Consider the following 23,329-nt stretch of genomic DNA (forward strand, 5'->3'; position numbering starts at 1 on the left):
TCTCTCTCTCTCTCTCTCTCTCTCTCTCTCTCTCTCTACCATCATAAGCCTTAAATTAATATTATTGAAAAATGAAATAATTTTGTGATGGTAATTATAATTAAATTGTGTCGCAAAAATGTGGCAAAACTTTTGTGCTAACTTTTGAGGGTCAATATATTATTTGTGAACAGCATATTATAATAGGCTAATTACTAAATTCTTTTCACTTTTTTGAGGAGGACATCATCCGTGATTTCGCTCAATCGCATGGCACCATACATCTCCAGCATCTCTTGGCGCCATTTGTCCCATTGTGCATGGAGTGCACACGGTTTTTCCGCTTCGCACTCACCGATTCCTAAAACACATGCATCGAAAAATGTGGTTCCATCGACGGCTTCGATGATCGATAATAGGGTTATTTCCGTTGCGTCTTGGGAGAGGGCAACTCCCCCTGCGGCCCCGCGTTGAGAAATGAGTATTTCAGCGTGCACCAGTTTTTGAAGGGATTTGGCCATAAAATGAAATGGCAATCCTAATGCTTCACTAATCTCTTGTATCCGATGAAATTGACCTTGCGGTTTTGTTGAGAGCCATACAGCGGCACGGATCGTATCTTGGCAAGCAGATGAGAGCATAAACAACCTTTATTTGGTGACATACATATAAAATGTGACGATTTCTAATAAAAGGAGAATTATAAATCCGATTTTATAAAAAGTTACAGGGGATCGTTCAATCAGCGGTGTGGAACTGCAAAAAAACGGTTTTACTTTCTCGGGAGATTTTAAATCATAAAAGAGCTCCGAATAATGTCGATAACGCAATTCAGGAGAGATGGCAATAGAGCGCATAATGATGGAATCAAGCCATAGGGGTATATTGCTATTGAGCTGTGAAGGGCGTTTGGGTGATTTGAACGTAGGGGTTTGAAAAGGTTCGATTTCACCGTAGGGGTAGTGTGCGGTAATCGCCCAATAGAGAGTCACTCCAATCGAGAAGATTTCACTCGATTCATTAATAACGCTCTCATTAAATCGTTCCGGAGCAAGGTAGGTTGGGGTTCCGGCTCGATTATTTAAAGAAAAAATTTCGACAATCGATCCAAAATCGATCATTTTGAAATGGACTCCGGCTTCCCCTTCGCGTTGATAGACGAGAATATTCTCAGGTTTGATATCTCCATGAACAAGCCCCAGATGGAGAAGATGGGCTTCGGCTCGATGGAGAAATTTTCCGAGTTCGATCGCATTATCGATCGATAGCGTACGATGTTTGAGATACTCTTGTAAATTCACCCCCTCTACCAACTCCATCAGATAATAACGCATGCTTCGACTCTCGGGAACCCACGCATGACCGAATGCTTTGTGGGTGATTTGTTTGGCGTACCATGCTTCGCGGACAAATGCATCAAGCGATTCCTCATCATCGCTCAGCGGAAATTTCATAACAAAAAAGGTATCTTCTTTGAGAACTTTCCAAATCCGTTTATGCTCCATCAATGGCTTTACAAGGGTATAGCCGTCGATGATTTGCCCTTCATTCAGGGTTTGTGGAATCAAAAGAGGGGTGTTTTTGATCGAGTGAAGCGGATCGAGCGATTCAATATGGAAAATTTGAAGACTCATATCATCACGCTCTTTTTCATCACACATTTGTGCGGCATGCTGGATGATTGTTCGCGCTCCCAGCTTATTTTTGATCAAATCTCTGAGAGCCGATTTTTCCAGAAGGTTATAGACTCCGTCACTGCAAAGGACTACACTGTCTCCGATTTCAAGCGGTGTCGTGCGAATGATGGGATCGATATTTTCACTAAGGCCGCAGGCAGAGGTGAGAACATGAGAGAGATATTCATCATCCATGGTATGATCGGTGCTGAGTTGATAAAAATCGCCGTTGGATTTTAAGAGGTAGATACGAGAATCACCCAAATTAAGGGTATAGAGCGTCTCCCCCTCAATGATGGCAAGTGTCAAGGTGGTGAGGAGTTCAATTTTTCCGTATTGCGCCATGGATTCTTTGAAGAGAAGGCTGTTGATATGACGGGTAAAAACCTCCATCGTTTTTGGGATATCCCACGCTTTTGGACGGTTTTTGAACTGATCGATAAAAAATTTGACACATTGACGTGCCGCAGTTCCTCCTCGGACGGCACTTCCGACACCATCGCACAAGACGCTGACCAATAATGCATTATCGATAATACTATAGGCACATGCGTCGTCTCCGGTTAACCCGTTTTTTGGGAGAATGAACTCGGAAGATTGGACGCGCAGCATTAAATTCGTGCTCCTGATTGTGCGCCCCATGTGGTACGCCAGCGTGTTTTTACCAGACTGATTCCGCTAATAGCGATGAGAGTCATTGCACCAAAGATCAAAAATCCGGCAGTATATCCCTCATAAGCTCCCTGAGACCAGCCAAACGTTTTGATCAGAGCTGTTCCGCCCAGACCTCCCGCCATACCGATGAGACCTGTCATCACTCCGATATCTTTGCCGAAACGCTGCGGTACAAGCTGGAAAACAGACCCGTTTGCCATCCCTAGATTTGCCATGATCAAAAACATGATCACAATCGCACCAAAAAACGGCAAATCGACAAAGGCGCTGATAAGTGCTAAAACGACGATATTACCGTAAAAGACATAAAGTGATTTAATACCGCCCATTTTATCGGCAATCGCTCCACCTACCGGACGCAGCAACGCTCCTGCAAAGATACACAGTGCACCGAAATAACCGGCGATTACTTTTACGTTTTCTTCATTCAAAACACTCATCCCAAAGGCTGACATGTCGCTTTGATAGGTATTCATCAGATAAACTTTCATGTAGTTTGCAAAACCGATAAACCCTCCGAAACTGACGGCATAAAAGAGATTGAACCACCATGTATCGCGATCGCGCATCAATTTGAGATAATCGCCCATTTTTTTCGGGTTTGGTTTATAGACCGATGCGGGAGCATCTTTTGCCATAAAGAGATACGCAATCAAGACGATAAAGGATAAAAGAGCACCGACAAGAAATACCGATGGCCATCCCCAAAGCTCTGCAATTTTAGGTGCGAATAAAAAATCGATCACAACACCGATATTTCCGGCTCCCGCGATCCCCAATACGGTTCCTTGAAGACGGGGAGGATACCATTGTCCTGCCTGAGGCAATGCTACTGCAAACGATGCCCCTGCAAACCCGAGACCCAACGCAATCAGCAACAATTGATTATAGGTGATCGATTCGGCAGCAAAGTACCCATAAAATAATGTCGCTATCACAATGCTTTGTGCTACCAAAGAGGTCTTTTTCGGACCGAATTTATCGACGAATATTCCCAAAACCAAACGCAAAATGGCTCCTGCAAGTACCGGAACGGCCAGAAGGGTCGCGGTTTGATCATCATTCATCGTAAAACCTCTGGAGGTGAGCGATTCATTGATTTCGGTAACTAATGGACCTAACATCGTCCACATCATAAAACTAAAGTCAAAATAGAGAAATGCGGCGAGGAGTGTCGGCCAATGTCCCTCTTGTTTTAAAGCGCTAAGTTTCATAGCGTCTCCTTTAAGATTTTTTTGTCTGAAATAATTATAGAGAAAGTATGAACAAAAATAATCTATTGACTGATTAAAAAATGATCATTGGTGAGAAGAGTGATTGTAATGTGGTTGAGTTTCTCCAAAGAGGGGAGATTCCCTATCGGAAACGGTATTTCCTATAGGGTTTATATGCAGTTAAGCCATGACTTTGTACATTGGATTAGAGTAGGGCTGAATAAGCTGAGCGTATATTTTTGGGATATCGAGAATCGAGATCATCTCATTTGCAAAATCCTCCGGATTATCAGGAATGATGACCGCTTTCGTCAATGAATTTTCATTTTTCAGCACATTGCTGTATTGGCTGATTGATCGTAGTGGGATTTCAGGACTGCTGTAGATCGCATCAACAGCGAGCCCCAAATAGACCACTTGTCGATCGATAACCGCTTTGACCAAGATGATGGTATCTTTTTCCTTGTCGTATTTTTTGTCGATACCCAGTAGTTTTGCCAAGGAGATTACACTAATCATCCGTTTTTCATAGCTTATGACACCCAAGTTGTATTCGCTCGCATGGAGAATAAACGTGAGCTCTTGATGCGCAAGAGAACACACTACGTTTTTCGATTCTACGGCAAACAAAGAGCCTCCGACAAAGAACGTTGAGATCTCGGAGGTCTCTTCGCTTCCATTGGCTTTTGGATAGGTATAGACACGTTGTGTCGTGGTTTCATTGGTACATGCTTGTATCTCGCCGATCGGACGGTAGAGGATCGCGATAACGTCGTTACGGTATCCGTCGCTTTGTTTGTATTCCCGATATCCATGCGAGCATGTGGCTCCGATTGCATAATAGTTGTTGTTATGCGGGAGAATCTGCGCATCACTTTGGCCGGATGAAAGGTTCAAAATCGACTCAGGAAGATTCATCACTTCCCCTACCGAGATTGTAGGAGTTGTTGAGGATATGACCGTTCCGTTACGATCGATAAACAGAGCAAAAATCCCATCAGGGACTTCATGATTTTCATCTTTTGGGAGGATATCATTCAGCATCGCTTCAAACTGCGATTCCGAATCGAAAACGATACCGATTCCCCCCACATTCTCCTCTTTGGTATTACGGATACAGGCGTTATAGATATAGGTAGAACGATTTGCATAATAGGGACTCGGTTCAAACGATGAGACAATATATTCTTGCGTTGTTGTTAGCTTGAGGGTCTCAACCGCCCAATCGAAACCAATTTTTTTACCGATCAAAGCGTGCTCATCCGGATTTGATATCGCAAGGATCGTCCCCTCTCTATCATAGATAAACATGGTGCTATAGACAGTGTAGAGACCGTTGATATATTCTAAAATAGCATTCATTTTCGAGCGCTCTTTTTCAGCGATTTCCGAACGGGAGAGGTACTCACGAAAGGTTGTCGTCAATGCCCACCATCGGCAGTCATTTGCCCGCTCATAGAGATTTCGATCCATAATATCTATGGCTAGAGAGGATTGGAATTTTAAATCTTCGAGGTATTGGATCACTTTGGTACGATTGAGTCCGGCAACGGTATCATCAAACACTCTTTTTGTCTCTTCACCCGTTTTTGAGATTTCACTCAGAAGGGCTTTTGTAAACGGATTCTCATGTCCGACTGCATTCGCGATTTGGACATTTCCGTTCCAAACGGTGATATCGAGCTCATTTTGGATTTTTTTGGCTTTGTCAAGAATATTTTGGAGCTCATCGGGATAATACGCTTTTGCATTGGCAACCGTTTCAAACAGTTCATTGGTTGAAAATGAGCTTTGAGAGGCTGAGCGAAAAGATAGGTGAAGCGGAACCATTGCATGCGATACCCAGCCCGATCCGTTATACCCTTGATATCCCGATGTTTTGACCGCTTTATAAAGATATTCAAAACCCGCATAATAGGTTTGCTGATTCTCATTGTTACGAGGTTGCAGGTACGATCCCACAGGGACATGGTGGACAGACGAAGAGGCGATAACTTCCCCATCCGGATTGAGAAGTTCTAGTGCGATATACGGATTTTCGCGTGTGAGTTTACGAAAAATGCTTTGGAGTTCATTCTCAAAACGGAAAATGAGACACAATACGCCAAGAGGCTCTTCATTCTCCGGATTGCACACACGGTACGAGTAGATCAACGAAGGTTCATGATGCGTCAAGTCAGTTGCACGGTAGGTTTCAACGTACCCTTGGTAGGTGCGGAGCGATTCTTGGAGCAGCGGATCTTTGGAGTAGGTGATCGGGTTAGACGGATCGAGTTGTACGAGGACTTTTCCTCTGGTATCGAGGAGAATGATGTTCTCATATACGCTGTATTTCAAGACATATTCTCTAAATCGTTGGGTCAAGGCCTCTTTTTTGTGGATTTTAATCTCGCGCATCTCATCCGAAGCCGACATATCGGTGGTGTTTAAAAAGAGGAGATAATCACGGATATCATCATCCGTTGCCAAAAAGCCTATATCCGCAGTACGTTCGAAAAGATTTCGGATAAGGATATCAATGGCTGTTTGGGCTTTGGACTCAAGTTCGTTTAGGCTTTTACTAAACGTTTCATTGATAAGACGATTAAGCGGCTCATCCAGTAAATCCTCAAACGCTTTTCGTGTTTCACTGGTATCCATGCCGATATTGGACATGGAACCCAAAAGGGTCAATAAATCCCATTTGCCCGATAAAGTATTCATGTTTTTTTCAAAATTTTGAACGTTGGGCATATAATTGATGAGGTGGTTGCGTTGCATGATACTGTTCCTGATTCGGTATTGTCAGTAGCAGTATAAAGATCAAAAAAGGAAAAATAGAATATTTATTGATTAAAAAATAATCATTGCTTTGGCATTTTTTATTTCAATGTTTTTTTTTCGAACAAGAGAACAGAAGGTAATGAGAATGGATAGAAATTACTCTGATTCTAGGAGAAATTTTTTCTCATCGTTTTCTTTGCGCAGGCGTATATGCGTCACAGCACCCTCCGGAGAGACACCGTATTCTTGACGATTTTTAGGATCGATAAAAACGATTCGATTATGTCCGTTATACACACCGCGATGGGTAACTACCGCGTGTATATCGGCATCATAGAGTTTTTCAAGTTTTTCTTTTAAAGATTCCAGAATTTGTTCGGACTCTGCCAATTGTTCGGATGCTTCTTGAATTGCTTCGCGTTCACTTTTGTATTGCTGCAACCGAACCAAATCGGCTTTCATCGGTGCTTCACCCCGTTTTTGTTTCGTTAAAACACGGATTTGAATCTCTTTGATACGACTGTTTTTCTCAACGAAAACGGCTTTTCGTATTTTAAGTTGTTTGGTATCAGCGTAAAGTTCAGTCGTTTTTGCTTTGATTTCAGCTTCTAGATCAACAATTTGCTGGTGATAGCTGGCGATAGCATGGGGATTGATAATCAGGTTATTGCCATCCCCTTCAATCGTATCAATAGTGATGGATTCGAGTGCGATAATACGCGCATTGGAATAGAGGGTATGAACATGTACCTTTCTTCCGATTACTTCGCCCCCCATCATTTTTTGAATCTGTATCGTATCGGCTTCAACTTTACCCGATTCTAAAATATTGATATGGGCATCTTTGGCTTTGAGGTTTCCCCGATGAAGATGCACATTAGCGGTTTCAGAGACGTGAATCTCTGATTTTCGATGGGTTTGCGCTCCGATTTTAAGTTCGCAGGCTTGAATTTTCGCATTCCGGCCGATGGTTCCGCTGACATCGAGTTTTTGGACATCGATATTGATTCCTGTCCCTACGGCATCTTCATCGTGCACATTTTTTTTGATGATCAAAGAGATGTCTTTTTCGATTCCTGTTTCAATCGAACCGGTTTTTTTGAAACTGGCATTTTCGATTTGAAGCTCTTGAGAGATATAAAACATCCCTTGTTTACGATCTACATATCCTGAAACTTTTGAAAAAAAACGGATACTCTCTTCATCTTGTTCACTGCTAATGGTTTCAGGATCAATCACAACGTATGAAGCGTATTTGACAATCGGTTCAGGGACATGAATGTGCTCACCGGTACAAGCGCGTCCGTGACGTCCCGGTTTTGGAAAAAGATATTCTAAAATCAAATCTCCGGGGTTAACACCCTCAATCATACTGTTGGTTACATTGGCATTCTTGTAATGTAAGACAATCTTATCATTGATCGGCATGATCGGCAGAAAAAATTCTCCGATCGGAAGGCGATAAGATTCTTTGAGTGGGCCCTCTTTTTGAATTTTGACAATGAGACGCTGAATTTCACGATCGAGATTTTGATCGTAGAGCCCAATCATCAGAGAGTTTCGAAGCATTTTTTGCTTTATAGCGTATTTGATCCACTCTTGGACCCCTTTCACAAGAGGAATTTTGGATGAGGGATTAATGATGGCGATAACTCTGCTTTTGGTTTTATCGGTTGCAATGGTAAAGTCCAATGTCAAATACGGGTGAGGTTTGGCAAGACGGATTTGGATTTGATACTCTTGACGTAGGAGAAAAATGTTAGAACGGATCTCATTTTCCGTTGTTTGGGTTAGAAGATCGTTCCCTTGTAAAAATTGCCACTCTTCGTCTACACTCCCTTTAAAGGAAGTTTCATAGGATAGAAGATCAAAGTCGAGATTTTCTACCGCTATCCTTTGACTTAGAGCCGCCTGTTTCAAATCTTGCATAACATTTGAGGTGAGAACGGTCAAAGGGACGAAATCAGACATTTAGGCTTACGGCTCCATTATTGATACTGCTTTTCGCTCATGAAAATTAAAGTGGCGTTCCAGATCGGAATTGTGGATCAGAACGGGGACAACCAGAAGCGATGCGATGACGGCTGCTATTGTACCAAAAATAAGAGAAACTCCAAGCCCTCCGAAAACCGCGTCGCTTGCCAAGAGTGTCGACGCTAGAATGATTGCCGCAGCGGTGAGGAAAATCGGTTTCGCACGCGTTGCGGTAGCATAGGCGATTGCTTCGGTTTTATGCATCCCTTTATCGACCATCAGCGATTTGGTAAAATCGATGAGGAGCAAGGAATTGCGTGAACTTATCCCGATCAAAGCGATAAATCCGATTAACGATGTTGCCGTCAAAAAGAAGGTATCTACGGTGAAAATATCGACGATACCATGCCCCGTAATAACACCGATGATAGAGAGGAAACTACCAAGTAAAACAATACCGCTCAAGACAAAGCTTTTATAATAAACAACCATCAACAAGAAAATCAAGACAAGTGCCGCAATAAATGCACCGCCCAAATCTCGGAACGTATCGAGAGTAACTTTCATCTCTCCATCCCATTTGAGATCATAAATCTCTTTGGTTTTTTTGTCTACCAGTTGAAGATTGAATAATCCTGTTTTGGTAATTTCGTATTCGTCACCGAAAGTATCAAGAATTGTATTGCGTGCCGCCATAAGCGGATAAACTTGAGAAACCATATCGGTTTCAGCAAGTACGTTGGTCATTTGATGAAGATCTTTTGACATAATCATCGGATTTGACTTCACCGCAACGATTTCAACGATTTCAGTGATTGGAACCATCATCCCCATTTGATTGAGCAGAGTGAGGGATGCAAGCTTGATATCGATCGCATTTTTGTCACGGGAAGAAAACTTTTTCCCCTCTGGTGTCAATGTTAGAAAAATAGGGATTTGCTCGGTCGCATTTTGTGAGTTTTTGACGGCAACTCCCATCCCCTCGAATGCCAGATACAATATATCGTTCACGTGTTTAATATCCAGACCCGATTTTGAGATTTTATCGGTGTTGACTCGCACTTCAAACTTATCATAAATCTCATCTTGCATGATATCGATATCAACAAGCCCTTCGGTTTTTTTGAAAACCCCTTCAACGCGCTCCGCTAAATGACGAATCCCTTCTGCTTTGTTTCCATAGACTTCAGCGACGATTGCGGCCATTGTCGGAGGACCTGCTGGTGGTTCGATAAATTTGATATTGGTTTGCGGATAGATATTACCGCACTCTTTTTGGATAACAGGGCGAAGACGCTGAACCATCATATACGATGGCTCGTCTCGATGATGTTTTTTGGTGAGATTGACGACCACTTCGGCGACGTTTTCACTGTTTTTAAAGTGGCTTCCTTTGATCAATCCGGCAAAATCAAGGGGAGAACCTGTCCCCAAGAATACTTCAGTGTCAAGGGCTTCAGGCTCTTTTTGGAGTACATTTACGACACATTCACTAACGTGACGGGTTTGCTCAATCGAACTTCCGTTGGCTAAATCAAGATAAACAGTATACGTATCGTTGTTTTTCCCCGGCAACATTTTTGCCAAAACCAGTTTGGTTGGGATAAGAGCAACCGCAAAGATAAAAGCAAAGAGTGTTGCCCAGAGGATTTTTTTCTTTTTGGCAGGCGAATTGAGCGTATCAACCAAATAATTTTCAAATTTTTTATACATTAGTGCGATTCTCCGTGGGGGGCGGGTTTTTTCAAAAGACGTACTGCCAAATACGGAGTAAAGATGTACGCAACGAACAGCGATGCTATCAAGGCGACAGGGACATTCGCCGGAATCGGTTTCATAAACTGCCCCATCATTTGCCCGACAAACGCCATCGGTACCATCGTGAGGATGATGGCGAGGGTTGCGATATTGGTCGGTGCTCCGATCTCATCGGTTGCTTCGATCATCAGCTCATCGGCATCACGTTCATGCGCATCGGGTGCGTGAAAATGGCGATGGATATTTTCGATAACGATGATCGCTGCATCGACAAGCAGTCCTAAACTGAGTAAGAAAGCAAAAAGGGTGATACGATTGACCGTTTGCCCGGTAAGATAGGCAATAAAGAGGGTAATCGCCAAGATCGCCGGAACGGTGAAGGTAACAATCAAAGACTCGCGCCATCCGAGTACGAAGATGAGCAAAATCGCGATGATGACAATCGAGAGAAGAAGGTGAAATACAAGTTCGTTAACCGCTTCATTCGCCCGTTCGCCGTCATTTCGGGTGATGACGTAATTGATCCCTTCCGCTTTCATCTGCTCTTTGTATTTTTCGAGTTCTTCTTTGACTGCATCGGCGATATTAACGGCATTTGTTCCCTGGAGCTTAGAGACGGTGAGAGTGATTTGATCTTTTAGTGGTGAGAATGTTTGATCCTCTTTGGCCGATACCAGTGCTGATTTAAAATTTTGTATATCGCTGCCGGAAGTGATCGTAGCGACATCACGCAGATAGATGGCCGATCCGCCGTATTGCGCGACGATGATGTTTCCGACGTCTTCAACACTCTCGATTGCATTACGCACACCGATCATAACGATTTTGTTGTCTTGGGTTTTTCCTTTGATCTCCGGTACGTTATAGGCGAGAGATTGTGTCGCCATAACGATTTGCCCGAGCGATAGGTTGTATCCGCTGAGACGGTTCATATCAACAAGAACGTTATATTGGTGTTTTTTTGCCCCCTTGATATCGGTGACGGCAACGTTAGGTAGACCGTTGATATGGTGTTGAATCTCTTTGACGTGATCGTAGAGAACCGTCGGATCCATTTTTGGATTGTTGGAGTAAAACGCGACGGAGACGATCGGAATATCAACATCGATATCGAGGGGTTTGATAATCGGCTGCATGGCACCTTTTGGGAGGATACTCATGTTTTGCATGATCTTGTCGTAGATTTTTAGGTTTGAATCTTCTTTGGCTTCACCGATGTAAAATGCGGCATTGATAACGGCGACGTTATCCATCGCCATTCCGTAGATGTGTTCGATCCCTTTGATCTCTTTGAGTTTGCGCTCCAACGGTTTAACAATAACGTTTTCTACTTCACTGGCGGTTGCACCGGGAAGGGCGACAATAACGGTTGAACCGCTGACAACCATCTGAGGATTTTCTTCACGCGGCATAAGCATGAGTGCTATATAACCGATAATGAGGAGAAAAATCCCTAAAATCGGAGTGAGAGGATTACGCAAAAAACCTTTTGCCAGCTTTCCGGCAGCATCGGTTGGCTTATAGGAGTGAGGTGCGTGCATCAATAGTCCTATTCAATTTCAATCGTTGCATACATTCCGGGATAAACGGTTTGTTTAGCATTGAATGAAACTTTAATTTTAAAGGTATGGGTCATCGGATTTGAACTTGGGATAATCGCACTGACTCGACCAACTCCGTTATAGCCTACCGATGGAATAGCAATTTTGACCTGTTTTCCGACTGGGACAAGTTTGAGATTATTTTCGGCCACTTCAACTTCGATTTTCAATGCATTTAAATCCGATAGAACGATTGCCGGCATCCCCGGCATTGCCATTTCACCCACTTTGATGTTTTTAGCGACGACAACACCGCTGTTGGGCGCTGTGATACGCAGATAGTTGTATTGGTTATTAACCTCTTGGAGGCGAGCTTTGGCTTGGTTGACTTGACGTTCTCCGATGGAGATCATATTTTTTAGATTCTTTTTGGAGAGTTCGAGATTTTCGACTTCAAACTTGGACACCATGTCTTGAGCCAAAAGACGTTTGTTACGTTCTAGATTGAGTTCTAGGTTTGCGTATTGGTTTTGGTACATCTGTAAAGAAAGCTCTGCTTGTGCGATGCCGAGTTCTACCTGGTTTTTGGCCGAATCGATCTCTTTGGAATCGATGGTGTACAAAAGCTGTCCTTTGGAGACGCGTGAGCCTTCTGAGACGTTGACGCTGGTGACAAAGCCCATATTACGGCTGGTAATCATTTTCTGATTATCGCTGATGACGCTTCCTGAGAGGCTGATACCTGCGGCACTGAGTGTTGAGGCGAGGGCGATTGAGGTGAGGAAAAATTTCATTATTTAACTCCGTTACTAAGTTTTTCGAGGGCAAAAATTCGCTCGTTGCGTTGGTTTTTCACCATTTGAAGATTGAGAATTTTTTCGATCTGTTGAGATTGCTTGATGATCACATCGCTCATTGATGCGAGGTGCTCATGGTAGCGGCTTTCGTAATTTTGATAAATTTGATCAGCCAATTTCAACTCTTTTTCAAGGCTGTTGACTTGCGCATTCAAACTTTCGATTTCGGTGCGAATTTTGTCGTATTGGAGAGTAATCCCTTTTTTAGCCAATTCGACTTGAGTTGCCGTTTTTAATTTCTCGATTTTGGCTTTTTCGAGAGCGTTTTTATCGACACCGCCGTTAAAAAGGTTCCAGCTGAGTTTTGCACCCACGGTATAGGCTTTATGATCGTTGAAGTTGCCTAAAAAGGTATCGTCCGCACTGCTCGCTTCGGCAAATGCACCCACTTGTGGGAGAAACGGAGCGTACGCGACATCTACCATTCGATCTCGAATCTCTAAACCTTGAGAAGCTTTTTTAAGATCGGTATTGTTGGTTAACACATCATTTTCGCTGATGGATGAAGCGGGATAATCATTGGCCGGCAGTTCGATATCGGTAACGGGAGTATTGAGCAGGAAACTGAGATAATGATAGAGGAGTTTTTTATTGGCTTCCATCTCGGTAAGACTGCGTTCAACGTTGGCTTTTTTTGCTTCGACCTCGAGGAGATCGACTTTTTTGGCATACCCCTCTTGAACCATCATTTGTGTGGTACGCTCTAATGTGGCGATGTTTTTATGAATGGTTTTCATATGATCGATCGAGCTTTGCAAAAGAGCCATATCGTAATAGCTTTTGCGCAGTTCGTATCGTTTTTCGGTTTTCATCTGTTCGGCATCGAGCTTTTTGATCTGCTCCATTTTTTGAGCAATATCACTATAGGCGCTCAGTTTACCGCCGACAAATACTGGAACCATATAAGTGAGTTTGGTTTGGTAGTAGTTTTGATAGTCAGGATAGTTCAAATTTTTGGGTTGAGTGGCAAGGAGTTGTTGAGCATTGCCCGGAAGCCCACTCATTTGTCCAAGAAATTCATCAAATCCGAAATCATTGAAAGAGGCTTGACGGGAACTGAGTTTAAAGCCGAAAGCATTTCCGGCATCGTTGGAGCGCATAGCGCTTTGGCTTAGCTCAAGTGAACCGAAATTGTAGCCTTTTGCCATCGAAGTATCGTTTTGGGCACTTTGAACATCAAGGGATGTAGTTTTGATTTCAAGGTTATTGGTTTCCAGAATCTCCAAGGCTGCAGGGAGTGACAGTCCTGATGCCATAAGGTGGCATGAACCTAGCAGGAGTGTTGCACCAAAAAATCGTGAAAGGGTATTCATCATCATGAATCCTTGCTAATGTATTTGTGATTATAATCAATCGTATAAGCTTTATTATACACATTTAGACGTATTAGCGTTATAAAAATCATCAAAAATAAATCAAATTAGAAGATAAGATCATACCATAAGTTACACATGGTTTGAAATTCGTCTCACTTTCGGGTAAAATTCGACCAAACAAAAGATACAAAAAGGTTTCCTGATGGCAACAATCGGTATGGGTGATATTAAAAAGGGTGTGCGTCTTGAAATTGACGGCAACCCGTTCAAAGTTGTAGAGTTTCAACACGTTAAACCGGGTAAAGGTGCAGCGTTCGTCCGTTGTAAAGTAAAAAGCTTTAAAAACGGAAAAGTAATCGAAAAAACCGTTCATGCGGGTGATAAATTCGAAGTACCGAACATGGCGCATAAAACAATGCAATTTTTGTATGACGATGGTGAAATGCTTCAATTCATGGACAATGAGAGCTATGAGCAATTGGGACTTACCTACGATCAATGTGAAGATGCGATGAAATGGATCAAAGACGGTACCAACGTTCAAATGGTTTTCCACAATAACGAAGCGATCAGCGTTGATGCTCCTGAGATCATGGAACTCAAAATCGTTGAAACTCCGCCGAACTTCAAAGGTGACACGTCAAGTGGAAGTAAAAAACCGGCAACTCTTGAAACCGGTGCAGTGGTACAAGTTCCATACCACGTTCTTGAAGGTGATATCATCAAAGTAAACACTGTTGAGGGTGAATACTTGGAGAAAGTGAAGTAATTCATACTCCTGAGCGGATCTTCCGCTCATACTTTTCTGCTGCATTTTTCTATTTTTATTTTCACGCTACAATTCAATAAATAAATGTACTCCCACTAACTATTTTGAAACGAGGTAAACCATGTCGTGTGTTTTAGTTCCATTAGCCGATGGATTTGAAGAGATTGAAGCGATAAGCATTATCGATGTATTGCGTCGTGCCGATATCGAAGTGATCATGGGAAGTTTGAGTGAACACCTTATGGTGAATGGAGCTCACGGGATTAGCGTCCATGCAGATCGTCCGGTCAAAGGATTGAGTGTTGATGAACTCGATATGATTGTTTTGCCAGGTGGCTGGGGCGGTACAAAAGCGCTTGCAGCGGATCTAAATGTTCAAAACCTCCTCAAAGCAATGGATGCAAAAGGAAAAGCGATCGGTGCCATCTGCGCCGCTCCATACGCCCTCGAAGCGGCAGGAGTTCTCAAAGAGGGCTACACCTGTTATCCGGGTATCGAAGATGAGCTCTCTACGGCAGGGTTTGTCGGAGCAGAGCAAGCAGTGGTGGAGAGTGCGAATGTGATGACCTCTCGCGGTCCGGGGAGTGCAATCTGTTTTGCATTGGCCATCGTGAAAAAGCTCAAAGGAGCTGAAGCGAGCGAAAAACTTCGCAGCGGATTATTGGCGGATTATTGTGCGTCGATGTAGTTTTCTCTGGCTAGCTGTAGCGTTTTCGTGTGCATGGGGGGACGTTCATCTCTCTGTGAATGAAGCTTATTCGCAAGAACAAGCCAATGCGTATTGCCGTGAATTAGGAAATGGATGGCGGGGAATGAGCATCACCGAGGTTTATGCGCTTCCAAAAACGACTCCTTTTGCCGATGGATACAGCTATTGGTCACAGAGTACGGTCACATCCGGAACGGCGGTTGTGGGTACGGGAAGTGAAGGGGACGGTGGCGTCATGGAGGTGTTGGGATTCGCGTTTTATCCCAAAGAGCGAAATGTCACCTTTTCTCCCCGATGGAAAAAGATTGCCGCGATTTGTACCAATGAGCCTTTGCCCTCTAAAAGGGTACGGCACTATAAAAAAGTACCCGAGGGAACCCTCGATGAAGAGAACGGTCTGATTTGGCTTGATTTGGGGATGAGCGATAAGAAAGCCCGCTATACCCATGATGAGGCCAAAGAGATGTGCGAAAACCTCTCGTTGTTTAAACGCTCATGGCGCTTACCGACCACCGAAGAATTATACGGGATTGTGGATTACGATTATGTTCGACCGACACTTGATATGAACTATTTCGGTGCGGTGATGCAGCGTTACTATTGGAGCAGCGAATCGTTGAATTCCCAAGAAGCGTATGTGGTGGGATTCAAGCTCGGTTCAGTTGCTACTGTTCCGAAAAAAGACTCAACTCAGGCACGCTGTGTGAGCGATCAATGAAAATCCTCGTTGATGCCGACGCATTTCCCAATGCCCTCAAAGAGATACTTCTTCGTGCGGTACTAAAGAGGGAAATCACGACGGTTTTTATCGCCAATAAGAAAATATCGGTGCCGAATCAGCCTTACATCTCGATGGAGGTGGTGGCACAGGGACCCGATGAGGCCGATCATCGGATTGCTGAACTCTGCGAAGCGGGAGATTTGGTAATCACCGCCGATATACCGCTCGCCGATCGGATTGTGAGCAAAGGGGCGGTGGGGCTTGATCCGCGCGGGACGATTTACGATGAGAACAATATCAAACATCTTCTTGCGATGCGCAATCTGATGGAAGAGCTGCGCAATAACGGCGAGATCACGGGAGGTCCTTCGGCAATAGGGGCCAAGACCGTGAGAGAATTTGCCGATGGGCTTAATACACTACTATCTAAACGACGGTAGCTATTTATGCGATTCGTTGCTTCTTTTGGTGCATATACTCTTTGTAGGTCTGTGCGATAATCGCAATTCCCCGTTTCATCTCCTCGGGTGTTGCTCCGCTAAAGTTAAACCGTGCTTCAGCACTAGTCGGTGCTCCTGGATAAAACTCTCCCCCCGGAACGAAAACCGCTCCGCTTTTCAAACATGCCAGTGCAAGTTCTTTGGCATCGACCTCTTGAGTAAATGATCCGTAGATGAACATTCCCCCTTTGGGTTTGGTAAAGTGAAAATCACTCAGCTGTGTGTTGAGTTCATGTGCCAAAAGATCGCATTTTTCTTTGTAGCATGCACGTACTTTGCGGAGGTGTTTTCCAAACATTCCGCTCTCCCAAAACTCATCCGCTAATCGTTGCGAGAGGGTTGAAGTGTGGAGATCCGAGCGCTCTTTCAGCGCTAAAATCGGCTGCAATAAATGGACATCACCTCGAATCCATCCCAGACGTAATCCGGGTGCGAGTGTTTTGGAAAACGATCCGACATGGAGCGAGTGATGTGGGGCAAACAGAGCCATCGGCGGCATCCGTTCTTCAAAAAACAGTTCCATATAGGCACCGTCTTCTACAATGATTCCATCGTAATGAGAGGCCATGTTCCCGAGTGCTTCCCGATCTTCAATCGAATAGCTGATTCCGGTAGGATTTTGAAAATCGCACATCAGATATGCTCGTTTGGTAACTGCAAAATGGCGTTCAAACGTCTTTAAATTGAGTTTGTAATTGTCCAATGTCGCGCCATAAAGCGGACATCCGTTGGCACTGAACGCATTGAGCGCTCCCAAATAGGCCGGTGCCTCAACGGTTGTACCGAAGCGGAAATAGACGCGACTGATGAGATCCAATGCCTGTTGAGCTCCGGTGGTGATCAAAATGTTTTCGGCTTTGGTCTCAAGCCCCATCCCGGTATAGTACGATGCCAACTTTTCGCGTAGCGAGAGTATCCCGCCGCTGAGTGAGTATTGGAGTGATTTGGGATCCTGCAATGCGGAGTGTGCACCATGTTGGAGCATTTCCATAGGAAAAAGTGTCTCATCAGGCAATCCTCCTGCAAATGAGACGGTATCACTGCCGATAACTTCGAGAATTTCTCTGATAAATGAGCGTTTCATGGATAGCCTTTTTTGAGTGTCATTGTAAAGGATCTGATTTTTTTATTCTTTATCCAAATACTTAAAAAAGTTATCCAAAATCATCATTATTTTTATCCAATTATGCTAATATTGTTAAATGAAACGGGAAACGAAACACCAACACGCCGATATTGTCAATGATGTTCTCTCGTATATTTATCTCCATATTGATACGGAGTTAAATGCCCTTGAACTGGCTCAAATGCAGAGTCTCAGTGTCCATCATCTGCACCGGATTTTCAAAGAGGAGACGGGAAAAAATCTTTATGAGACTATCAAATCGATACGGCTTCAAAAAGCTTCCAGTCTCCTGCTCACAAATAAATATGCGACTATCTCTGAAATCGCACAGATGTGCGGGTACAGCTCTCAAACCTCGTTTATCAAAGCATTTAAAGAGCGTTTTCACACCACGCCAAAAATGTGGAAAAGCGGGGATTATCTCTCCTATTCGCATACGATTCTCTCTCACTCCCCCTATAGCATGTCGGTACGGGATTTTTCGGGGACGATCCCCAAAATCATCAAAGCCCCTCCCATCTATGCCGCCTATATCCGTCATCGGGGCTACAATATCTCGATCAAAAATAGTTGGAACCGTCTTCGGGCATGGTGCATTGAAAATAATCTTCCCGATAGTACACGTCAAATCGGATTTCATCACGATAATCCGACGATTACGCCACTGAGTGAGTGTGCCTATATCGCGGCGGTTGAAGTGCCAAAAGGGAGCCATCCTCACGGTTCGGTCGCCTATTTTGAGATTCCCGCATCGTTGTGTGCTGTTTTTCATATCGAGGGAAAATACGGAGACGTACTCCATTTTATGCGCTATGTCTATCAGATATGGCTCCCCGATAGCGGATTTGAGACCAAGACGCTTCCCCCGTATGCGATTTATCGCAAAAACCATTTTTTGGACGAATCGGGGGAATTTGATCTGGAATTCTATTTGCCGATCAGTGTCCTCTAATAGAGTATTAATTCCCCACTCACTATAATCGCTTATACTTTTTTCAAGGCCTTTTTTTATGAGCACGATTCCTCCGTTTACCCATTTGCACCTCCACACCGAATACTCCCTCCTTGATGGGGCGAACAAAATTTCTGCACTGGTGAGTCGGGTAAAAGAGCTCGGTATGACCTCGGTGGCGATGACCGATCACGGAAATATGTTCGGTGCGATCGATTTTTACCAACAGATGCGCAAAGAGGGGATCAAACCGATCATTGGGATGGAAGCCTATATTCATAACGGTGAGGATTTGGGAGACAAGAGCATCAAACAGCGTTTTCACGTTTGTTTGTTTGCTAAAAACGAAATTGGGTACAAAAACCTCATGTATCTCTCGTCTCAGGCCTATATCAACGGGTTTTACTATTTCCCCCGTATCAACAAACAGCTCCTTCGTGAAAACAGCGAAGGGATCATTTGTACGTCGGCGTGTTTGCAAGGGGAGGTGAATTGGCATCTCAATACCAACAGCGAACGTAACGTCAAAAACGGGGCGTTAGGGTACGATGAAGCCAAACGAATCGCATTGGAATATCGTGACATCTTTGGGGACGATTTTTACATGGAGATCATGCGTCACGGGATCAGCGATCAGCTTTTTATCGATGAGCCGGTGATTAAACTCTCCCGTGAGACGGGGATCAAACTTGTTGCGACCAACGATACCCACTACACGTTTCCCGACGATGCACAATACCATGAGGCATTTATGTGTATTGGGATGAATAAACTTTACGATGACCCAAAACGACTCCGTCACTCGGTGCATGAGTTTTACATCAAATCCCCTGAACAAATGGCACGTCTCTTTGCTGATATCCCTGAAGCGCTCTATAACACCCAAGAGATCGTTGAGAAGTGTCAGTTAGAACTCAAACTGGGGAATCCGACACCGCCGAATTTTAAATTTACCACCGAATATGCCCGTGAAGAGGGATTGGATATCACCGAAGACTCGGAATACTTTATCCACTGCTGCCGTAAAGGGCTTGAAGAGCGTTTGGTGCATGTTCCCTCCGAGCGTCATCAGGAGTATCGGGATCGTTTGGAATTTGAGATTGAGGTGATCAATCAGATGAAATTCCCGGGCTATATGCTGATCGTTTGGGATTTCGTCCGTGAAGCCAAAAAAATGGGGATCGCCGTAGGGCCGGGGCGGGGATCGGCAGCAGGGAGCCTCGTTGCATATGCGTTGGAGATTACCGACATCGATCCGATGAAGTACGATTTGCTTTTCGAGCGTTTTTTGAATCCTGAACGGGTATCGATGCCCGATATCGATATGGACTTTATGCAAGCACGTCGCGGTGAGATCATCGATTATGTCGTCCGCAAATACGGTCGTGAGCAGGTTGCGCAGATCATCACGTTCGGCTCACTGCTCGCCAAAGGGGTTATCCGTGACGTGGCCCGTGTTTTGGATATGCCTTTGGCACAAGCCGATGCAATGGCGAAACTGATCCCCGATGAGTTGGGGATCACCCTCAACGGTAAAACCAAAGGGGGAGAGTTCAAACCTGGAGCATTCCAGAAAGAGCCGAAGATTTCTGAATTGATCGAAAGTGATAGCCAAGCTGCGCGTGTATGGGAGTTCTCTAAAAAGTTAGAGGGACTCAAACGCAATGCTGGGATGCACGCGGCGGGGGTTGTTATCTCCAACGAACCGTTATGGAAAAAAACCCCGATCTACAAACCCTCCGGCGAGGAGACGTTTGTTACCCAGTATTCACTGAACTTTCTCGAAGACATTGACTTGATCAAATTCGACTTCTTGGGACTTAAAACGCTCGATGTTATCGATAATGCGATCAAACTGATCAAAAAGCGCTACGACGTTGAGGTGAACTGGCATACGATTGACGAGAACGATCCCAAAGTGTACGAGATTATCCAAAGCGGTGACACGATCGGAATGTTCCAGATCGAGAGTTCGGGGATGCAGGATTTGAACAAACGGCTCAAACCCAGCTCATTCGAGGACTTGATTGCGGTACTCGCCCTCTATCGTCCGGGACCGATGGAATCGGGAATGTTGGATGACTTTATCGAACGTAAACACGGTCGTCAGGCGATCACCTATACATTCCCCTCAATGGAACCGATTCTCAAACCGACCTATGGGGTCATCGTGTACCAAGAGCAGGTCATGCAGATCGTACAAACGGTCGGTGGTTTCAGCCTTGGTGGGGCGGACATCGTGCGTCGTGCGATGGGGAAAAAGAAGATCGAGGAGATGCAAAAGTACAACAAAGAGTTTTCTGAGGGGGCGGCTAATCAAGGATTGGATTACAAAAAAGCCTCAGAACTCTTTGATCTGATCGAAAAATTCGCCGGATACGGGTTCAACAAATCCCACTCCGCCGCCTACGCGATGGTCACGTTTCAGACCGCATGGCTTAAAACCTACTATCCGCAGGAGTTCATGGCGGCGTTGCTCACCTCGGAGAAAGACAACACCGACAAAGTCGTCAAATATATCGACGAAGCCAAACGGATGAAAATATTCCTTGGGGCTCCCGACATCAACCACTCACAGCTTGAATTCTCCGCGATCACCAAAGACGATCAGGATCAAATCCTATTCGGTCTGGGTGCGATCAAAGGGGTCGGAGAAGCGGCGGTCGAGTCGATACTCGAAGCACGCTCGGAGGGCAAGTTCAAAGATATTCAAGATTTCATCAACCGGATTGAACCCCAAAAAGTGAACAAAAAAGTGATCGAGTGCATCATCAAAGCGGGAGGATTGGATCATTTCGGCTACTCTCGCCGAGCGCTTTTGGAGCAGGTTGAAACGCTCGTTGAGACGGCTAAAAAAGGCTCTTCGCTCAAAAAAGATGCCCAATTCAGCCTTTTCGGGGATGATGAAGAGGTGACAGCAGTTGAAGTGAACCTCAAAAACATGGAGGAATTTGATCTCAAAACCCTCCTTGATTTTGAGAAAGATACTCTCGGATTCTACGTTTCGGGACATCCGCTCGATAATTACCGTGAGCAGATCGACGCGATCAACTATACCCTCTCATCCGAGATCGAAAACATCGCCGACGGATCGAGCGCTATCTTCATCGGCAAGGTTGAAGAGATTACGAAAAAGATGTCGAAAAAAGGTTCACAGTTCGGTCTCGTGAGTCTGATGGATTTCCACGGCAATATCGAGGTGATGCTCTTCTCCGACAAGCTCGAAGAGTTGGAGAAAATGGATCTCGATGAGCCGATCGCGTTCAAGGTCAAGGTGACTCACACGGAGATGTTCACCCGTATCAGCGTTACCAAGATCATGAGTCTTAACGAAGCGAAAAAAGAGGCAAAAAAGGTAGAGACCAAGATCGTCGAAAATCTTCCGCCGCAGGAACCGTTGCAGCTGCGACTTCGTCTCAGCGATAACTTGGAGACATTAGAAAAACTCTATACGCTTGTTCGCCGTCATCCAGGAAAACGAGAATTAAAATTGGTGATTGTTTCAAAATTGATGGATGTTGTGATTGATTCTGCAATACGTATTGATAATAAATTATTAGATGATTTAGTTGAATTTAGTGATATTGATATTCTTTAAAGATATAATCACTCATCAGGAGATTAGTGTATGAAGCTAAACATTAAAAAAGTCAGAGATTTTATTAATCCTTTATTGTCGAAAAAAAGCATTGAAAAAGAAAAGTTTGAGAAATTTAAAGGGAATCTATCAAATTATGTCCGTGAAATCGAAACTCAACATGCTACTAAACAAGCTGAACCTAATATCGTTACCAATGCACTTAAGCCATTTATTGAATCGTTAGGTCATGAAACTAATGCATATACTCAATCAGGGCAAAGCGGGATAGATTTAGCTATTTTAAAAGATTATAAGCCAGCAGTTATTTTTGAAGCAAAAGTGTATCAGTCAAGCGGGATGATTACTCAAAACAATCTAAACAAAAAAGCTTTTCACGAAGCGATTTTGTATTTCATGCGCGAACGTGATCGCGGGAATGTTACTCTTTTTCATATTGTTATTACAGATTTTTTCAACTGGTTTATTTTTGATGCAAAAGATTTTGATATACATTTTTGGAAAAATAAAACATTTAAAAAGCTTTTTGATAATTATAAAAATCCATCTATTTTAGGAGATGGAACAGCAGATTTTTATAGTAGTTTAGAAACAGAATTACCTAAATATATGTATGATTTAATCGAAGAAATGCCAATCGATTGTGCTCATTTTAATCTGAAAGAACCTCAAAGTGATAAAAATCTTATCGCTATCTATAAACTTCTTAGCTCTGATACTCTTTTAAAAGAGTTTAATCCCAATGATGCCAATAGCCTAAACCGTGAGTTCTATAATGAACTTTTGTATATTTTAGGATTAGAAGAGGAAAAAGTTAGTGGGAAAAAGCTTATCGGTAGAGCTAAAAACCCTCAAAATGGTACTTTTTATGAGTTAACGAAGTCAGAATTAAAATTCACACATGACGAAGATGAGTTTGACATTATCATTCAAATCATTATTATTTGGCTTAATAGGATACTTTTTCTCAAACTTCTTGAATCACAAATTGTACGATGGAATGGAAATAGACAAGAGCTAAAATTTTTGAATACGTCGAAAATTGAAGATTTTGATCGACTCAATATGTTGTTTTTTAAAATACTTGCTGTAAAAATATCTGAACGGCAAAATCATGAGTTTGATTATATCCCTTATCTCAACAGTTCGTTATTTGAACGACATGAATTAGAAGAAAAATATCTTCGTATATCTGAATTGG

The 23,329-nt window shown here is 43.6% G+C and carries 16 protein-coding genes and 1 pseudogene; 7 read left to right on the forward strand and 10 right to left on the reverse strand.

Features of this window, described 5'->3' with window-relative positions:
- Window positions 1-194: 194 nt before the first annotated feature.
- The 9 genes from CJD30_RS10305 to CJD30_RS10345 form a co-directional block, all read right to left on the reverse strand.
- A complete protein-coding gene (locus CJD30_RS10305; RefSeq protein ID WP_294918806.1) occupies window positions 195-620 on the reverse strand; it encodes an Rrf2 family transcriptional regulator in 426 nt (141 codons plus the stop codon).
- Window positions 621-629: 9 nt separating this feature from the next.
- Window positions 630-2,267 (reverse strand): bifunctional protein-serine/threonine kinase/phosphatase, encoded by a 1,638-nt coding sequence (locus CJD30_RS10310; protein ID WP_294918808.1) that lies wholly within the window; start codon window positions 2,265-2,267, stop codon window positions 630-632.
- Window positions 2,267-3,544: an MFS transporter gene (locus tag CJD30_RS10315; RefSeq protein WP_294918810.1), complete on the reverse strand. Its 1,278-nt coding sequence runs from the start codon at window positions 3,542-3,544 to the stop codon at window positions 2,267-2,269. Before CJD30_RS10315 ends, CJD30_RS10310 begins: the two co-directional genes overlap by 1 nt.
- 180 nt (window positions 3,545-3,724) lie before the next feature.
- A complete protein-coding gene (locus CJD30_RS10320; protein WP_294918812.1) occupies window positions 3,725-6,304 on the reverse strand; it encodes a chemotaxis protein CheW in 2,580 nt (859 codons plus the stop codon).
- Window positions 6,305-6,463: 159 nt separating this feature from the next.
- The gene (locus tag CJD30_RS10325; RefSeq protein WP_294918814.1) at window positions 6,464-8,278 is read right to left on the reverse strand and encodes a flagellar assembly protein A; all 1,815 of its coding nucleotides are present in this window, start codon (window positions 8,276-8,278) and stop codon (window positions 6,464-6,466) included.
- 6 nt (window positions 8,279-8,284) lie between these two features.
- Window positions 8,285-9,994, reverse strand: coding sequence for an efflux RND transporter permease subunit (locus tag CJD30_RS10330; RefSeq protein ID WP_294918816.1), 1,710 nt, complete (start codon window positions 9,992-9,994; stop codon window positions 8,285-8,287).
- Window positions 9,994-11,580, reverse strand: coding sequence for an efflux RND transporter permease subunit (locus tag CJD30_RS10335; protein WP_294918818.1), 1,587 nt, complete (start codon window positions 11,578-11,580; stop codon window positions 9,994-9,996). The genes CJD30_RS10330 and CJD30_RS10335 overlap by 1 nt, the downstream gene beginning before the upstream one ends.
- A gap of 8 nt (window positions 11,581-11,588) precedes the next feature.
- On the reverse strand, window positions 11,589-12,374 hold the full coding sequence (locus tag CJD30_RS10340) for an efflux RND transporter periplasmic adaptor subunit (protein ID WP_294918819.1): 786 nt from the start codon (window positions 12,372-12,374) through the stop codon (window positions 11,589-11,591).
- Window positions 12,374-13,753, reverse strand: a complete 1,380-nt coding sequence (locus tag CJD30_RS10345; protein WP_294918821.1) for a TolC family protein — start codon at window positions 13,751-13,753, stop codon at window positions 12,374-12,376. Before CJD30_RS10345 ends, CJD30_RS10340 begins: the two co-directional genes overlap by 1 nt.
- 202 nt (window positions 13,754-13,955) lie before the next feature.
- Between CJD30_RS10345 and efp the strand changes: the two genes are divergently transcribed.
- The 4 genes from efp to CJD30_RS10365 all read left to right on the forward strand — a co-directional run bounded on the left by efp (window position 13,956) and on the right by CJD30_RS10365 (window position 16,392).
- A complete protein-coding gene (gene efp, locus CJD30_RS10350; RefSeq protein ID WP_294918823.1) occupies window positions 13,956-14,522 on the forward strand; it encodes an elongation factor P in 567 nt (188 codons plus the stop codon).
- Between the two features lie 121 nt (window positions 14,523-14,643).
- Window positions 14,644-15,210 carry a DJ-1 family glyoxalase III gene (locus tag CJD30_RS10355; RefSeq protein WP_294918824.1) on the forward strand — a complete coding sequence of 189 codons (567 nt, stop codon included), beginning with the start codon at window positions 14,644-14,646 and terminating at the stop codon, window positions 15,208-15,210.
- Window positions 15,197-15,949 carry a DUF1566 domain-containing protein gene (locus CJD30_RS10360; protein WP_294918825.1) on the forward strand — a complete coding sequence of 251 codons (753 nt, stop codon included), beginning with the start codon at window positions 15,197-15,199 and terminating at the stop codon, window positions 15,947-15,949. Before CJD30_RS10355 ends, CJD30_RS10360 begins: the two co-directional genes overlap by 14 nt.
- Complete coding sequence (locus CJD30_RS10365; protein WP_294918827.1) at window positions 15,946-16,392, forward strand: YaiI/YqxD family protein; 447 nt, start codon at window positions 15,946-15,948, stop codon at window positions 16,390-16,392. Before CJD30_RS10360 ends, CJD30_RS10365 begins: the two co-directional genes overlap by 4 nt.
- Before the next feature lie 4 nt (window positions 16,393-16,396).
- Here the strand turns inward: CJD30_RS10365 and CJD30_RS10370 are convergent, their stop codons facing one another.
- Complete coding sequence (locus CJD30_RS10370; RefSeq protein ID WP_294918829.1) at window positions 16,397-17,536, reverse strand: PLP-dependent aminotransferase family protein; 1,140 nt, start codon at window positions 17,534-17,536, stop codon at window positions 16,397-16,399.
- Window positions 17,537-17,654: 118 nt separating this feature from the next.
- Between CJD30_RS10370 and CJD30_RS10375 the strand changes: the two genes are divergently transcribed.
- The 3 genes and pseudogenes from CJD30_RS10375 to CJD30_RS10385 form a co-directional block, all read left to right on the forward strand.
- Complete coding sequence (locus CJD30_RS10375; RefSeq protein WP_294918831.1) at window positions 17,655-18,530, forward strand: GyrI-like domain-containing protein; 876 nt, start codon at window positions 17,655-17,657, stop codon at window positions 18,528-18,530.
- A 58-nt stretch (window positions 18,531-18,588) separates the two neighbouring features.
- Window positions 18,589-22,128 carry a DNA polymerase III subunit alpha gene (dnaE, locus tag CJD30_RS10380; protein WP_294918832.1) on the forward strand — a complete coding sequence of 1,180 codons (3,540 nt, stop codon included), beginning with the start codon at window positions 18,589-18,591 and terminating at the stop codon, window positions 22,126-22,128.
- A 30-nt stretch (window positions 22,129-22,158) separates the two neighbouring features.
- Window positions 22,159-23,329 (forward strand): annotated as a pseudogene (locus CJD30_RS10385) (class I SAM-dependent DNA methyltransferase); the annotation flags it as partial.

This window comes from Sulfuricurvum sp. PD_MW2 (assembly GCF_002633015.1).
Lineage (GTDB): Bacteria > Campylobacterota > Campylobacteria > Campylobacterales > Sulfurimonadaceae > Sulfuricurvum.